This window comes from Devosia sp. LC5 (assembly GCF_000735585.1).
Classification (GTDB): domain Bacteria; phylum Pseudomonadota; class Alphaproteobacteria; order Rhizobiales; family Devosiaceae; genus Devosia.
Genome location: NZ_JNNO01000034.1, coordinates 73,845 through 87,866 on the forward strand (window position 1 = coordinate 73,845; position 14,022 = coordinate 87,866).

Here is a 14,022-nt window from a genome sequence, read left to right on the forward strand (position 1 = left end):
TCACATGAAAGCGTGCGAGTCCGGCGTCGCACCTTGCCTGCAATGTGGAGATCATCATGGATGACGTCATCATCATCGGCGGCAGTTTTGCTGGCCTGGCTGGGGCTCTGCAGCTCGGACGGGCGCGGCGCAAGGTCACCGTGCTCGACACCGGGCTGCCGCGCAATCGCTTTGCCGCCCATTCCCATGGCCTGCTCGGGCATGACCACAAGGCGCCTGCCGATATTCTGGCGGCTGCCCGCCAGCAGCTTGAGCGCTATCCGACGGTGCGCCTGCTCAATGCCCGGGCCGAGAGTGCCGGCGGCACAGCCGACGATTTTGCCGTCCTGACCGATGATGGCGAAACGCTGAGGGGCCGTCGGTTGCTGCTGACCTATGGCGTGTCCGACCAGATGCCGGCCATTCCCGGCTTTGCCGAATGCTGGGGCAAGTCGATCGTGCCCTGCCCCTATTGCGATGGGTTTGAAGTGGCGGGGCAGCATTGGGGGCTGGTTTATTCGGGGCCGCAGGCTTTGCATGCCGTCTCGCTGTTTGGCGACTGGACCGACAAGCTGACGCTGTTCGCCGACGGGCACGAATTGGATGCCGAGGCGCGCGCCGATCTGGCGCGGCGCAATGTGCCGGTGATTGATGGCAAGCTCGTAAGCATCGCGCATGACAATGGTCATCTGACAGCTATCCACCTCGATACCGGCCGCACCGCTGTCGTCGATGTCCTGTTCGCCCATCCGCGCAATCGGCCTTCCGCCAGCCTGCATACCAGCCTGGGACTCGAAACCCTCGAAGCGCCGCTTGGCCTCTATCTCAAGGTCGATGATCGCCGCCAGACTTCGGTGGAAGGCATTTATGCCGCTGGCGACCTCGCCAACCCCATGGCCAGCGTGACATTGGCCACGTCCAGCGGCGCCATGGCCGCGATTTTCGCCCAGCAATCCATGCTGCAATAGGGCGGCAGGGCTTGCCATCAGTTTAGAATGGTTCTAGACAATGTTTAGAACCATTCTAAACGAGACCGCGCCATGTTTTCCCTGCTGCCCGATACCCGCCGCTCTTTTTCGAGCCTCTCCGAACGCGAGATATTGGCTTTGGCAGTAGCGGCCGAGGAAGAGGATGGCAGCATCTATTCCGAATTCGCGACGCGCCTGGCGCCCACCTATCCGGGCTCGGCGGCTTTGTTCGAGGGCATGGCGGCCGAGGAGGATGAGCATCGCCGCCGTCTGCTCGATCTTTATGTCGAGCGCTTTGGCAAGCGGGTGGTGCCGATCCGGCGCGAGCATGTGCGCGGCTTCATCAACCGCAAGCCGATCTGGCTGCTGAAGAATCTCACCCTTGAAGCCGTGCGCCAGCAGGTATGGGAGATGGAGGAGGGCGCCTATCGCTTTTATATGGAGGCAGCCAAGCAGGTCAGCGATGCTGGCACGCGCAAGCTGTTGGGCGATCTGGCCGCGCAGGAACGCCGCCACGCCGACGCCGCCGACCGGATCGATGAGGCGGTGCTGGGCGCCGAAGGCCGCGATGTCGAAAAAACCGAAAACCATCGCCAGTTCGTTTTGACCTATGTGCAGCCGGGACTGGCTGGGCTGATGGATGGCTCGGTTTCGACCCTGGCGCCGGTCTTTGCCGCGGCCTTTGCCACCGGTGATACGCATCAGACGTTCCTCGTTGGCCTGGCCGCGGCGATCGGCGCCGGCATTTCGATGGGCTTTACCGAAGCGGCCTCCGACGATGGCAAGCTGACCGGACGCGGCTCCCCAGTCAAACGCGGTCTGGCCGCCGGCATCATGACGGCGGTGGGTGGGCTGGGGCATGCTTTGCCCTATCTGATCCACGATTTCTTCACCGCCACGGCGCTGGCCATCGCCATCGTGCTGATCGAACTCTGGGCCATCGCCTTCATCCAGAACCGCTATATGCAGACCCCATTCTGGCGGGCGGTCATGCAGGTCGTGCTCGGCGGCTCGCTGGTGTTCGCAGCAGGCATATTGATCGGCAATGCCTGAGGCTTAGGCGACCTTATGGCCCAGGGCCGCTAGGCGATTGTCGAGGATGACGCCGACCTTGGCGCATTCCTGGGCGATTTCGGCGATGAAATCGGCCAGCATGTCGCGATCGAGCGCCGCCAGCGAGCGGACGACCATGGCGGTGTCGCGGTGCAGTGGCTCGAAATCGGGCGGGGCGATTTCGACCAGCCGGCCCGCTTCGATATCGTCGGCGACGGCGGAGCTGACGAAAAAGCCCAGGCCCTCGCCCTTGATGGCGAGGCGCCTGGCGGGGCCGGTGGGCAGTTCGACACTGGTTTTGGCCAGCCGCACCAGGGCGGCGGCGGTTTCGGGCTCGGCCTGCCACCAGCGCAGCGAGATGACGCGGGGCACCAGCGCCAGCACATCCTCGATGCTGGGCTGAGCCGGTAGCCTCGCAGCGATTTCAGGCGCCACCACCAGTGGCACGCGCTCGCGCATGATGACGAGCGGCACCAGATCGACGATCAGCGGATCGATATTGGGCCAGCACAATATGCCCATTTCAGCGTCCCGCTCATGCAGCATGGCGGCGATCTGGGCTTGTCTTCCCTCATGCACCACCACATCGACGCTGGGATATTTCTGCTGAAAGCGCAGCAAGGCCTCGGTGATGAGCGGGGAAACCAGGCTGCGCAGCGAAGCAATGGCGATGCGGCCACGTTCGACCCGGCGCAGCGCCTCGCGACCCTCCTGCGCCGTGCCGATGATGCGGCGGGCAAAGGGCAGGAAAGTCATGCCCTGATCAGTCAGCGTCACAGTGCGGCCGCGCTGAAACAGCGTGACGCCCAGCAGCTGCTCGAGCGCGCGGATGCGCATCGAGGCGGTGGCCTGGGTGATGTGCAGATAAGCTGCGGCTTTGGTAAAGCTCTGGTCGCGAACGATGCGATCAAAAGTGCGAAGCTGGTCGAGGTCCATCGGGAATGCTTATGCGGCTGGAGGTATTGCGAGTAATTTTCAGCCTAGCATCGCATTTTGCGATGGGGAAGCGGGCTCAACCCGCCTTGTTGCGCTCGCGCGAGGCTTCGGCTTCCGCGCGTTTGCGGGCCCGGGCGCGGGTGGCAGCTCGGGCGGCATCGTCGCCCAGATGGGCGCCACCGCGCTGGCGGGCGAGGTCCATCTGTTTCTGCCGTTCGGCAGCCGCGGCGTGCTTGGCGCTGTCATCGCTGCAATGGGGGCAGGCAATGCCTTCCTGATAAGCCGGATCGGCTCGATCCGCTGCGGTCAGCGGATGCCGGCATGCCCGGCACAGGGTGGCATCGCCTTCGACCAGGCCGTGGCCGACCGAGACACGCTCGTCGAACACGAAGCATTCCCCGGCAAAGCGGCTCTCTTCCGTGGGGACTGTTTCGAGGTATTTGAGGATGCCGCCCTTGAGGTGGAACACTTCCTCAAAGCCCTTGCTCAGAAGGTACGAGGACGCCTTCTCGCAGCGAATGCCGCCGGTGCAGAACATGGCGACTTTCTTGTCGCGCGCCGGATCGAGGTGGGTTTCGACATAGTCCTTGAACTCGGTAAAGCTCTTGGTGGCCGGGTCGAGCGCGCGCTGGAAGGTGCCCAGGCCCACTTCATAATCATTGCGGGTATCGACCAGCACCACGTCATTGCGCTCGATCAGGCCATTCCAGTCTTCCGGCTCGACATAGGTGCCGACGGCCTTGGCCGGATTGGCTTCGGGCGCCCGCAGGGTGACGATTTCGGGCTTGAGGCGCACTTTCATGCGCAGGAAGGGCATGGTGCTGGCGGAGGAGAATTTGATCTCGGCGCCGACAAGGCGGGTGCCGAAATCGGGGCCGTCCACGAGATAATTGTCCAGCGCGTCGATGGCATCCATAGACCCGGCCACGGTGCCGTTAATGCCTTCGGGCGCCAGGATCAGCGTGCCCTTGATGCCGAGCCCACAGCAGAATTTGGCCAGAATGGGCTGCAACTCGGCGCAGTCGGGCAGGTCGGCAAATTTATAGATCGCCATCACCTTGTATGGCTGATTGGCTTGGGGCAGACTGGGCATGGGCGTATCATCGGGCGGGCACATGGCCCCGCTCATACCACTCGTAGCGCCACCCGTCACGCATGGGGCAATCGCAAATTCTCAGGAGGACGTCATGACCTATCGGGCCGATCCGGCACGCTATGACAGCATGCAATATCGCCATTCGGGCCGCTCGGGGCTCAAGCTGCCGGTCATCAGCCTGGGCCTGTGGCAGAATTTCGGCGGTACGCGGGACTATCCCGGCGCCATGGAAATCCTGGGCCACGCGTTCGACGCGGGCATTACCCATTTCGATCTGGCCAATAATTACGGCCCACCCGCCGGCTCGTCCGAAGAACTGTTCGGCCAGGTCATGGCGCGCGATTTTCGGCCCTATCGGGATGAGCTGATCATCTCGACCAAGGCCGGCTACAATATGTGGCCCGGCCCCTATGGCGAATTCGGCAGCCGCAAATATCTGATCGCCAGCCTTGACCAGAGTCTCAAGCGCATGGGGCTCGATTATGTCGATATCTTTTATTCCCACCGCTACGATCCCGAGACCCCGCTCGAGGAAACCATGGGCGCGCTGGCTCAGGTGGTGCGGCAGGGCAAGGCGCTTTATGTCGGCGTTTCGAGCTATCCCGAGGCCGAAACGCGGGAGGCGCACCGCATCCTCAAGGAGATGGGCGTCGCCACGACCATCCACCAGCCCAGCTATTCGGTGCTCAATCGCTGGATCGAGAATGACCACACGATCGAGGCCTGTGGCGAGCTGGGTATCGGCATCATCGCCTTCTCGCCGCTGGCGCAGGGCGTGCTGAGCGGCAAGTATAATACCGGCAACAAGGAAGGCACCCGCGCGGCATCCAGCAACACCACGCTGCGCGCCAGCCATGTCGAGCCGCGGGTGCTGGAGGCGGTCGACAAGCTGGGCGCCATCGCGCGGGCGCGTGGTCAGTCCATGGTGCAGCTGGCCTTGAGCTGGGCGCTGCGCCGCAAGGAAATGACCTCGGCGCTGGTGGGCGTGCGCACGCTCGATCAGCTCAAGGACAATCTAGGCGTCCTCAACAATCTGGAGTTGAGCGCTGACGAGATTGAGCAGATCGATGAAGCGACCAAGGATGGGCAGATGGAGCTGCATCCCAGTCCGAAGGGATGGTTGCGGTAAGGGCTGAGCGAGGAAGCACAGGGCCTAGTCCAACCAACAGAGCCTCCCTTCTCCCCTTGAGGGAGAAGGTGCCCGAAGGGCGGATGAGGGGTATCTTTCTGCACTTCTGGCATGGGTGGGCGCAGAACCCCTCACCCTGATCATTCTTCTGAACGAAGAATGATCTGCCCCTCTCCCGCAAGGGGAGAGGGGTGGTCCGGCGGTTAGTGGCGAGCTAATCCCAATCAAACCGCGGCACGCCGAGCGCGGTGAGAGTTTCCGCGCTCTCCCCACCAATCCGGCGCAGCAATAGCGTGCCCAGGCTATGACCAGCCTTGGTGAAATCCTCGAAGACCGTCTCGGCACCCGGCTGGAATTGCGCAAATAGCGGCGAGGCCTGTTTGGTCACGACATGGGTGGATTGCCCGACGGTCTTGCCGGCTTCGTTGAGCGCGCCGATCACCGCCAGGGCAGAAATTTCGGACGCGCAGACATAGCCGTCGGGGCCGCCATCGGGGCGGCGGGCGCGCTTGGCGACATGGGTGCGGATGGCGTCAGTGGCGCTGCCCAGATTGATATCGGCGGCAAATTCGTAGGCGATCCCAGCCTCCCCGGCCGCCCGGGCAATACCGGCCTTGAGGTGTTCGGTATAGGTCAGGGCGCTATCGGGCAGTACGATGGAGACGAGCCGGCAGCCCTTTTGCACCAGGCGCCTGACTGCGCCATAGGCAAAGGCTTCATTGTCGAAATCGACCCAGGGATGAGCATCGGGCCAACGGCTGCGGCCATGGCTGATAAAGGGGAAGTCGTTGTCGAGCAGGAAGCGGGCGCGTTCGTCATAGATTTCGGCCTTGGAAAAGATCACGCCATCGGCCATGCGATTGCGCACGATATGGCGGATCGGCTCCATGGGGGACACATTGCGGAAGAGCGGCGTGATGACGAGGTGATAGGGCGTGTTGCGCATCGCCTCGGTCAGCCCGCTGACGATGGACGTACCGAAGCCGTAAATCTGCTCGTCCGGCTCCAGCACCAGCGAGAGCACATTGGTGCGGCCGGTCTTGAGGCGCAACGCCGCGCGGTCAGGCAGATAGCCGATTTCGGCGGCGACCCTTTGCACCTTGTCGCGGGTGTCCTGCGCTAGTTCGGGCGCATTGTTGAGGGCGCGCGACACCGTGGTCACGGCAAAGCCGGTGAGTTCGGCAATGGTCTTGAGCGTTGGCTTGCCGGATGGCTTGACGCCCCGCTTGGCCGCCGGTTCGGCCGGCATATCGTCGTCAGGCACGCGGCACCCCTTCTGGCCGCCCTGCCGGGCAGCGATCATCTATCGGGGGCGGACATCACCAGATTGTCACGGTCACTGCAAGCACGGTGGCGGGTGTCATGGCTTTGTCATAATATGACAAAATTACACCAGTTTTCGTTCTGCACCCAAAGTCGAGCAGGCTTTTTTCAGAAATCGTCATTCTATGGCGTTGGCCGGGCTGGAAATCTGCCCCGAACGCCCCTATCTTGCCTTCATCGCTGGCAGAGCCCCGGCGGCCTTATCGTTCAACCTGCAGGAGAGGACTGAAGATGACATCATCGAATACCTTCACCATCCATGCTGGCTGCTCGAACGTACGTATTTCCATGCAAGCCTCAAAACGCTGGCAACGGATCTGTCGCTCCAAACGAATGTGACCTCGTCACAACCTCGTCTCAAACTCTCGATAGAACCCCCAGCGTTGCTGCTTCACCCCGGTGGTCCACATGGACCAAATTCCAGGGTGGTGAACGAGTCGACGCCAAGTGGAGCATCCACTGATGCAGGAAAACAGTCTAGATCGGGCCAAGGCCCACAAGCCTATCGTCATTGAAGTGGCCGGCGAGCCTTTGGGCGTCGTCGTGCCGCATGAAGCAGGCTATCGCTTCCTCGCCGTTCGCCTGCCGGCCTTCGCCATTGATGGCCAGCATTTCGAAACCGTCGAAAAGGCGCATTTTGCCGTGTCCCAGGCCGTCCGCAAGGGCGGCGCCGACGCGGCCTGAATTTAGCTCACCAACAGCAAAAACAAAAAAGGCATTCCCGCCACAGGGAATGCCTTTTGTTTTTGGGGGGGAACTGAACGCTCAATCGTCATTGGTCGCGTTGAGTTCTTCGGGGCGCCTGCCTTCATCGGCGGGTGGCGCGGCATGGGCTTGCAGCAGGCTTTCGATCACCTCGACCAGGGCGGTGACATCGACGCGTTGCGCGCCCTGTCTGGCCTGCCGGTCCAGCTCGTCGGAAATGGCCTCGGCCAGCACTGCACGGGGCAAGGGATTATCATGAGCGCTAGCCATTGCCATCGATGGAAATTCCCTGTTCATCCAGCCGGATTTCGACGCCGGGGCGGTTCTGCTGCTGATAGGTATAGATGGCAAACGCCACCACGGCGACCAGCAGGACGGCGATCACCGCATAAAGACCATTGCGAGTCATGAAAGCTCCCGGACGCTTGACGCTTGTTGTTCAGATACAACGCGTTGGCGCCCAACTGGTTCATTGCTTGGCTTAGCTTACCCTCAGGCCCTCGCGCCAGACGCCATGCACGACGGGCAGCGGCCCCGCCTGGCGCACCCGGACCAGATCGGCCCGTTTGCCGATGGCGATCTGCCCGCGATCCTCAAGCCCCGCCGCCCTGGCGGGATTGATGGTGACCATGGCCAATGCCTGGGAAAGGCTCAGCCCCTCGACCCGCTCGGGTAGCACGAAGACCGCCTGCAGCAGGGCAAATGGTACATAATCCGAACTCAGAATGTCGAGGAGCCCCGCCCGCACCAGATCGGTCGCCGAAATATTGCCCGAATGCGACTTGCCGCGTACCACATTGGGCGCGCCCATCAGGATGGAGAGGCCCGCATCATGGGCAGCAGAAGCGGCTTCGAGCGTGGTGGGAAATTCGGCAATGGCAACGCCATCGGCCAGTGCCTCTTCGACATGGGCGAGCGTCGCGTCGTCATGGCTGGCCAGCGGCAGGCCCAATTCGGCGGCGCGCCTGACAATGGTCTGGCGATTGGCTGCCGAATATTGCGCCTGCTCGCCGAGGCGCGCGGCGATATAGCTATCCCGCTCGGCCTGCGTGCGACCCATCTTGTCCTTGTAGAAGCGCTTGTAATCCTCAAGCGAGCCGAACTGGCGCTGGCCCGGCGTGTGGTCCATCACCGAGGCGAGCCGCGTGGCCGGATCGGCCGCATAGGTCTCGAACTGGGCGAGCAGGTCGTGGCTGGGCAATTCGCAGCGCAGATGGATGAAGTGTTCGGCTTTCAGCCAAACGCCCGCGCGGCCGGCATGGATGGCGCCGACGAGCTTGCCGACATGCTCGCCCATGGTCGGCAGATCAAAATCCGAGCCGATCCGCACCGCGTCGAACACAGTAGTAATGCCCGAGCCGGCAATCTGCACGTCATGGGCATGGAGCGACGCCAAAGGATCCCAGAATACGCCGGGGCGGGGGCGATAATAGCTTTCCAACTGGTCGGTATGCAGTTCAACGAGGCCCGGGATCAGATAATCGCCCGCCAAATCCTCGCCGGTCTGCGCTGGGCCGCTATCGATCGCAGTGATCACGCCATTCTCGATGGCGACACTGCCCTCGATCACCTCGTCGGCCAGCACGATCCTGGCATTGCGCAAGACCTGCCCTTCCATCAGTCCTGGCCTCCCAGCACAAATTCGGCGACGCGGCGGAATGGCCGGCCTTTTTCGGGTTCGACGAATAGCGAGAGACCATCGATCACCACTTCATCGTCCAGCACGGGCGAGAACCAGGTCGTGGCAGCCTTGGCGATGTCGGTGGCGTCCTCCGCGCTGAGGCGGTCGGTCAGCGTCATGTGGAACTGGAATTGCTCGAACACATAGGGGTAGCCATAGCCATCGAGCAGTTCCACCTGCCGCTCGGTCAGTCCCTTGCCGAGGCGGGCGGCGCGATCCTTGACGCTCATGGGCGCGCGGAACACTTCGAAGCTCTCCACCACATGGGCAGCAAAGTCCTGCAGCTTTTCACTCGGGCTTTCGGGAATCAGGGCCAGAAAACCATCAAGCGAGGCCAGCTTGAGTTTGCCGATGGTGAAGGGGGCATGCTCGGCGGCAAAGCGGGTGAGCGCGGCGCGCAGGTCGGCTTCGGTGGCGCCATCGGCCAGGCCCATTGGCGCCTTGATCGTGGCGTGAAAGCCGTAACGATTGGCCGATTGCGTGAGATTGAGCAGGCGCGCCCGATCGATGCCGGCAACGGGGCCGTCGAACAGATCGCCATCGGCAGCGTCGCGGCCCAGCCAGGTTGCGGCGCGTTCCCACAGGCTTCCCGTGACCGGAGGGGCAAAATAAATCGCATATCGTTCAGTCATTTTTGTCCCTTTGCAGTCAGCATCCGCCAGCCGCTATCCGCATTCTGTGTCCGTCGTTTGACAGCGCGCTGCTGGACAGCCTCACATGGCTCCGCCACAAGTGTGGCTACCCTTGGCCGTATCGAGTCGCAACCGCCCATGGATCGCACGCTACTTCAATCCCTGTTTCAGGCCGCGGTTGCCAAAGCGCAACCAGCTCTGGCCGTGCGTCTCAACCTGCCGCCCAAGCCGGTTGGGCGAACCTTGGTTATCGGCGCCGGCAAGGCCTCCGCGCAGATGGCCAAGGCGTTTGAAGCAGCCTGGGATGGCCCGCTGAGCGGACTGGTCGTTACCCGCTATGGCTATGGCGAGAGCTGCGAGCGCATCGAAATCGTCGAGGCCGCCCATCCAGTGCCCGACGAAGCCGGGTTCCTTGCGGCACGGCGGATCATGGAGACAGTATCGGGACTGTCGCACGACGATCTGGTCGTGGCGCTGATTTCGGGCGGCGGCTCTTCGCTGCTGCCGGCTCCAGCGCCCGGCCTGACGCTTGACGACGAGCAGGAGATCAACCGCACGCTCCTGGCCTCGGGCGCCCCGATCGGGGTGATGAACCTGATCCGCAATCAGTTTTCGACCATCAAGGGCGGGCGCCTGGCCGCCCATTGCACACCGGCGCTTGTGGCAACGCTGGTCGTGTCCGACGTGCCGGGGGATGATCCGGCCATTGTCGCCTCCGGTCCCACCATTCCCCTGCCGGGTACGCGCGAACTGGCCCGCAAATATGCCAATCTCTACCGGCTCGAACTGCCACCTGCGGCGCAGGCCCTGCTGGCGGGTGAGGACAATCTTGCACCCTTGCCCAGCGATCCGGTTTTCGCCCAGCACACCGTGCGTACCATTGCCTCGGCGGCGCTGTCGCTTGACTCTGCCGCCGACATTGCTCGGTCACAAGGCATCGAGGCGGCAATCCTGTCCGATTCCATCGAGGGCGAAGCGCGCGACGTGGCGCAGGTTCACGCCGCCATGGCCCGCGAAATCGCCGTCCGCAATCGTCCGTTCAACAAGCCCGTCGTGCTGCTCTCGGGTGGAGAAACCACGGTGACGCTGCGCGGCAAGGGCCGGGGCGGGCGCAATGCCGAATTCCTGCTCGCCTTCGCCATCGCCATTGATGGCGTGGAGGGTATTTCGGCTGTTGCTGCCGACACGGACGGGATCGATGGCTCGGAGGACAATGCCGGCGCTTTTGCCGATGGCGGCACCGCCACGCGGCTGCGCCACGCCGGCATAGATCCCCTGGTGGCCTTGGCCAATAACGATGCCTATTCCGCTTTCGCCGCCATTGGCGACCTGCTGGTCACCGGGCCGACCGGCACCAATGTGAATGATTTCCGGGCAGTCCTGATCCGTTAGGAGTGGATGATGGCAAAGACGACTGGCATTGGCGGTATTTTCTTTCGGTCTAGGGATAATTCGGCGCTTGCCGCCTGGTATGAAAAGCATCTGGGCGTGACCGAACTCTGGAACCAGGAGGCCGGGCTCACCGTCTTCGCGCCGTTCAAGCAAACCAGCAGCTATTTTCCGGCCGACAAGCAATGGATGATCAATTTCCGCGTCGATGATCTCGACGGCATGATGGCGCAATTGCGGGGCGCCGACATCGCCGTCGAGACGCGGCCGGACGAATGGGACACGCCCGAGACGGGACGCTTTGCACGCATCCACGATCCGGAGGGCAACCAGATCGAACTCTGGGAGCCTTCAGAGCCACAGCCGCAATAAAAATCATACTTTTATTGCGACAGACCTTGGCGGTCTGCCCGGTCTCTGCTCTAAACACCCCGCAAAAAGCGGCTCGGGGAAATCGACATGGCCAAACGCAAAATCGCTGTCATCGGTGTGGGCAAGATCGCCCAGGATCAGCACCTGCCGGTTATCGACAGGTCTGAGGATTTCGAACTGGCGGCGACGGTGTCGACGCGCGGCGTCGGCCACAACGGCCTGCCCGTGTTCAAGACCCCGGCCGAGCTTTATGAAGCCCTGCCCGACGTGTCGCTGGTGTCGATCTGCACCCCGCCCGGCATCCGCCATCAATATGTCCGCGAGGCGCTCGAGGCGGGCAAGGACGTGATGATGGAAAAGCCGCCCACCACCACCATTTCCGAATTGGACGACCTGGTCGCCTATGCCGGAAGGCTGGGCCGCGTACTCTACCAGACCTGGCATTCCCAATATAATGCTGCGGTGGATCGCACCCGCGATATCCTGGCCGAAAGCGGCGTCAAATCGGTGCGCATCGACTGGCGCGAAAGCGTGCGCAAATGGCATCCCGGCCAGGATTGGGTCTGGGAGCCCGGCGGGTTCGGCGTCTGCGATCCGGGCATTAATGCCATGTCGATCTTTACCAAGGTCATGCCCTTCCCGGTCTTTGTGAAATCGAGCAAGCTCACTTTCCCGGCCAACCGGCAGACCCCGGTCGATGTCGAAATCGTCTTCAAGTCCGGCCAATTGCACAGGCCCAGCCTCTCGGCCGGGTTCAACTGGCTCGAAGAGAGCGGGGAAATCTGGACCATCCGTTTCGAGACCATGGCAGGCGATGTGCTCAAGCTCGAAAATGGCGGCCGCAGCCTGAGCGTCAATGACGAACTGGTACTCCAGCATGGCGACGAGGAATATGGCTTGATGTATGAGCGCTTCGCCACGCTGCTGGACCGGCACGAAACCGACGTCGATGCTGCCCCGCTCCGCATGATGGCGGATGTGTTTTTGCTGGGCGCGCGGGTGAATGGGCCCGCGTTTGAGTGGTAATGTTCAATAGCCGCTGATCTGCACCTCCCCCTTTTGACGGGAGAGGTTGGGAGGGGGTGCGTAAGCCTCAATATTTGGACTGATGGGTTTATTTCCCAGCAGCACTCAAAGTCTTCAAATCCGCATCGCTGAGCTTGAGCCGCACGCCTTTGGCAAGGCTCTCGACCTGTTCCACCGAGGTGGCCGAGGCGATGGGGGCGCTGACGCCGGGTTGGGCGACGAGCCAGGCCAGCGAAACTTCGGCCGGGGTGGCGTCATTGGCCTTGGCGACCTTGTCGAGTGCGGAAAGAATGCTCTCGCCCTTCTTGTCGAGATATTTTTCAACGCCGCCGCCGCGCTGGCTTTTGCCCAGGTCGGCCTTGGAACGGTACTTGCCGGTCAGGAATCCGGCGGCCAGGCTATAATAGACGATGGTGCCGATTTCCTGGTCGATGGCGAGCTTTTGCAACTCCCCTTCGAAATCGGCGCGGTCATAGAGATTGTATTTGGGCTGCAGCACTTCGTAGCGTGGCAGCGATTTGATCACCGCAATCTCCTCGGCATCCCGGATCATCTGCGGCGTATAGTTCGAGGCGCCCACCACCCGCACCTTGCCGGCGCGGATCAGCACGTCATAGGCGCCCAGCGTTTCTTCGTGGCTGGCATCGGGATCCGGCCAGTGGCTGAAATAGAGATCGACATAATCGGTCTGCAGGCGCTTGAGCGAAGCCTCGATGGAGGTCTTGATATTGTCCGCGCTCAGCCCGTTCTTGACCTTGGCGGAATTGACCTTCGTGATGATATGCACGCCGTCGCGATTGCCGCGCGCCTTGAGCCATTTCCCGATAATGGTCTCGCTCAGGCCCGGCGGATTGCCCGGCACCCAATTGGGATAGCCTTCGGCCGTGTCGAGTGCGGTAAAGCCGGCGTCCACGAAGGCATCGAGAATGTCGAAACCCTGTTTCTCATCAACCGTCCAGCCGAACACATTGCCCCCCAGCACAAGCGGTTCGATGACAAGTTCACTGCGTCCGAGCGGGCGGCGATCCATAGGTCTTCTCCTGTGATGATGCTGTCTAAACGCGTTGGGCGGCTTTCCGTTCGCCATCTTGTTTGAGGTGGTGCGCAAAACGCCTGAGGCTAGGCCCTGGGTTCGATAAGGTCCCATTTATTGCCATAGAGATCTTCAAACACCGCCACGCTCCCATAAGGCTCATGCCGGGGCGCTTCGAGAAAGCGCACCCCGCGCGCCATCATGGCAGCATGAGTACCCGAAAAATCGTCGGTTTCGAGAAACAGCATGACCCTTCCGCCGGTCTGGTTACCGATGGCTTTACGCTGCTCGGGACCGTCAGCGCGGGCCAGCAGGAGCCGGGCGCCATTTCCGCCCGGCGGCGCCACCAGGACCCAGCGTTTGCCCCCGCCCATATCGGTGTCGGAAAGCAGGGCAAATCCGGCTTTGTCCCGGTAAAACTCTATGGCTTCATCATATTCTGCGACAAGCAGGGCGATTGTGGCGATCGAATTGGTCATATCCTGTTGGATCACTCCGTCCCATGGGGCGTCAAGCGGTGCCAGGCAGCCGAACGGATCGCAATAAAACCGTCCATTGTTGTGGAATGGGGGCGGGACCGTCATCGAATTGACCAAATGGTCAAACTGACCCATTGCGCTCCCCTAAATTCTACGCTTTGTTGGCGCCCAAGCTCCGGCCGGCAAACCGGATGCGCAAAAAACTTTCTCGGGAGACAACA

General features: G+C 62.2%; 16 protein-coding genes. 7 read left to right on the forward strand and 9 right to left on the reverse strand.

The window, feature by feature from the left end:
* Window positions 1–56: 56 nt before the first annotated feature.
* Both FF80_RS14950 and mbfA read left to right on the forward strand, forming a co-directional pair.
* Window positions 57–947 (forward strand): NAD(P)/FAD-dependent oxidoreductase, encoded by an 891-nt coding sequence (locus FF80_RS14950; RefSeq protein ID WP_035102069.1) that lies wholly within the window; start codon window positions 57–59, stop codon window positions 945–947.
* 72 nt (window positions 948–1,019) lie between these two features.
* Window positions 1,020–2,000: an iron exporter MbfA gene (gene mbfA, locus FF80_RS14955; RefSeq protein ID WP_035102071.1), complete on the forward strand. Its 981-nt coding sequence runs from the start codon at window positions 1,020–1,022 to the stop codon at window positions 1,998–2,000.
* A gap of 3 nt (window positions 2,001–2,003) precedes the next feature.
* Here the strand turns inward: mbfA and FF80_RS14960 are convergent, their stop codons facing one another.
* On the reverse strand, window positions 2,004–2,936 hold the full coding sequence (locus FF80_RS14960; RefSeq protein WP_035102073.1) for a LysR family transcriptional regulator: 933 nt from the start codon (window positions 2,934–2,936) through the stop codon (window positions 2,004–2,006).
* Window positions 2,937–3,012: 76 nt separating this feature from the next.
* The gene (locus tag FF80_RS14965) at window positions 3,013–4,053 is read right to left on the reverse strand and encodes a rhodanese-related sulfurtransferase (protein ID WP_244445788.1); all 1,041 of its coding nucleotides are present in this window, start codon (window positions 4,051–4,053) and stop codon (window positions 3,013–3,015) included.
* A 70-nt stretch (window positions 4,054–4,123) separates the two neighbouring features.
* On the opposite strand from FF80_RS14965, the gene FF80_RS14970 reads away from it, so the two are divergent.
* Complete coding sequence (locus FF80_RS14970; RefSeq protein ID WP_035102074.1) at window positions 4,124–5,161, forward strand: aldo/keto reductase; 1,038 nt, start codon at window positions 4,124–4,126, stop codon at window positions 5,159–5,161.
* A gap of 214 nt (window positions 5,162–5,375) precedes the next feature.
* On the opposite strand, the gene FF80_RS14975 is transcribed toward FF80_RS14970, so the two are convergent.
* Complete coding sequence (locus tag FF80_RS14975; RefSeq protein WP_244445789.1) at window positions 5,376–6,425, reverse strand: LacI family transcriptional regulator; 1,050 nt, start codon at window positions 6,423–6,425, stop codon at window positions 5,376–5,378.
* Window positions 6,426–6,946: 521 nt separating this feature from the next.
* Here FF80_RS14975 and FF80_RS14980 point away from each other — a divergent pair.
* Window positions 6,947–7,168, forward strand: a complete 222-nt coding sequence (locus FF80_RS14980; protein ID WP_035102075.1) for a hypothetical protein — start codon at window positions 6,947–6,949, stop codon at window positions 7,166–7,168.
* Window positions 7,169–7,249: 81 nt separating this feature from the next.
* Here the strand turns inward: FF80_RS14980 and FF80_RS14985 are convergent, their stop codons facing one another.
* The 4 genes from FF80_RS14985 to FF80_RS15000 form a co-directional block, all read right to left on the reverse strand.
* Window positions 7,250–7,435, reverse strand: coding sequence for a hypothetical protein (locus FF80_RS14985; RefSeq protein WP_035102076.1), 186 nt, complete (start codon window positions 7,433–7,435; stop codon window positions 7,250–7,252).
* 16 nt (window positions 7,436–7,451) lie between these two features.
* On the reverse strand, window positions 7,452–7,598 hold the full coding sequence (locus FF80_RS22110) for a hypothetical protein (protein ID WP_035102077.1): 147 nt from the start codon (window positions 7,596–7,598) through the stop codon (window positions 7,452–7,454).
* 72 nt (window positions 7,599–7,670) lie between these two features.
* Window positions 7,671–8,807: an alpha-D-ribose 1-methylphosphonate 5-triphosphate diphosphatase gene (locus FF80_RS14995; protein ID WP_035102078.1), complete on the reverse strand. Its 1,137-nt coding sequence runs from the start codon at window positions 8,805–8,807 to the stop codon at window positions 7,671–7,673.
* Window positions 8,807–9,502, reverse strand: a complete 696-nt coding sequence (locus FF80_RS15000; protein ID WP_035102079.1) for a DUF1045 domain-containing protein — start codon at window positions 9,500–9,502, stop codon at window positions 8,807–8,809. The genes FF80_RS14995 and FF80_RS15000 overlap by 1 nt, the downstream gene beginning before the upstream one ends.
* A gap of 138 nt (window positions 9,503–9,640) precedes the next feature.
* Between FF80_RS15000 and FF80_RS15005 the strand changes: the two genes are divergently transcribed.
* The 3 genes from FF80_RS15005 (at window position 9,641) to FF80_RS15015 (ending at window position 12,289) form a co-directional block, all read left to right on the forward strand.
* A complete protein-coding gene (locus tag FF80_RS15005) occupies window positions 9,641–10,894 on the forward strand; it encodes a glycerate kinase (RefSeq protein ID WP_035102080.1) in 1,254 nt (417 codons plus the stop codon).
* A gap of 9 nt (window positions 10,895–10,903) precedes the next feature.
* Window positions 10,904–11,263, forward strand: a complete 360-nt coding sequence (locus FF80_RS15010) for a VOC family protein (RefSeq protein WP_035102082.1) — start codon at window positions 10,904–10,906, stop codon at window positions 11,261–11,263.
* Window positions 11,264–11,350: 87 nt separating this feature from the next.
* Window positions 11,351–12,289 carry a Gfo/Idh/MocA family oxidoreductase gene (locus FF80_RS15015; RefSeq protein ID WP_035102084.1) on the forward strand — a complete coding sequence of 313 codons (939 nt, stop codon included), beginning with the start codon at window positions 11,351–11,353 and terminating at the stop codon, window positions 12,287–12,289.
* Between the two features lie 88 nt (window positions 12,290–12,377).
* Here FF80_RS15015 and FF80_RS15020 read toward each other — a convergent pair whose 3' ends face one another.
* Together FF80_RS15020 and FF80_RS15025 are read right to left on the reverse strand one after the other, a co-directional pair.
* Window positions 12,378–13,319 (reverse strand): aldo/keto reductase, encoded by a 942-nt coding sequence (locus tag FF80_RS15020; protein WP_035102085.1) that lies wholly within the window; start codon window positions 13,317–13,319, stop codon window positions 12,378–12,380.
* A gap of 89 nt (window positions 13,320–13,408) precedes the next feature.
* Window positions 13,409–13,801 carry a VOC family protein gene (locus FF80_RS15025; protein WP_035102342.1) on the reverse strand — a complete coding sequence of 131 codons (393 nt, stop codon included), beginning with the start codon at window positions 13,799–13,801 and terminating at the stop codon, window positions 13,409–13,411.
* Between the last annotated feature and the right edge of the window lie 221 nt (window positions 13,802–14,022).